This window comes from Streptomyces sp. AC627_RSS907, from assembly GCF_019049165.1.
This window is the reverse complement of the sequence record NZ_JAGMUE010001161.1, coordinates 1-651: the sequence shown is the minus strand read 5'-3', so window position 1 is coordinate 651 and position 651 is coordinate 1. Positions and strand designations below refer to the sequence as shown.

Genomic DNA, 651 nt, shown 5'->3' with positions numbered 1-651 from the left:
GGGCACGGGCCTGTGCGGCGCGCTCACGACGTACTCCACGTTCTCGTACGAGACGCTCCGCCTCGCCGAGACGCACCACCGCCGCCTCGCCGTCGCCAACGTCGCCGCGACGCTGCTCGTCGGCCTCGCCGCCGCCTTCGCCGGCGCGGCGCTGGGCCGCGCCCTGTGGGGCTAGCCGCCAGCCCCGGCGCGCGAGCCGGCGCTAGGCGCCGGCCACCCGTACGCCGGAGTGCCGCCCGGCCTGTCGGGCGAGGGGGGCCAGATGGCGCCACTGGTCCAGCGGGAGGGCGGCCGGGTGGGCCGGCAGGGCCTGGAGGCAGACGTGGTCGGCGCCCGCCGCGAGGTGGGCCGTGATCCGCTCCGCGATCCGCTCGTCGCCGATCGCCACGAGGGCGTCGACCAGGCGATCGCTCCCGCCGTCGGCGAAGTCCGCCTCCGTGAAGCCGAGCCGCTGCCAGCTGGCCCGGTAGGGCGCGGCCGGCAGGTAGCCCGCGATGTGCCGGCGCGCCCGCTCCCGTGCCCGCTCGGCGGGTAGTCCGGCCACCACGGCCTGCTCCACGATCAGGGCGCGATCCGGGCCGAGCGCCGCCCGGGCCCGCGCCGTGTGCTCCGGCGTGACGAGGTAGGAGAACGCGCCGGCCGCCCGGTCCC

Annotated in this window: 1 protein-coding gene and 1 pseudogene; one reads left to right on the top strand and one right to left on the bottom strand. The window is 79.0% G+C overall.

Going from position 1 to position 651, the window contains the following annotated elements; all coding sequences use genetic code 11:
* Nucleotides 1–175, top strand: a 175-nt coding sequence (locus tag KUM32_RS40840) for a CrcB family protein (protein WP_217146722.1), incomplete at its 5' end; no start/stop codon positions are given.
* A gap of 27 nt (nucleotides 176–202) precedes the next feature.
* On the opposite strand, the pseudogene KUM32_RS40835 reads toward KUM32_RS40840, so the two are convergent.
* Nucleotides 203–651: pseudogene (locus KUM32_RS40835) on the bottom strand (LLM class F420-dependent oxidoreductase); the annotation flags it as partial.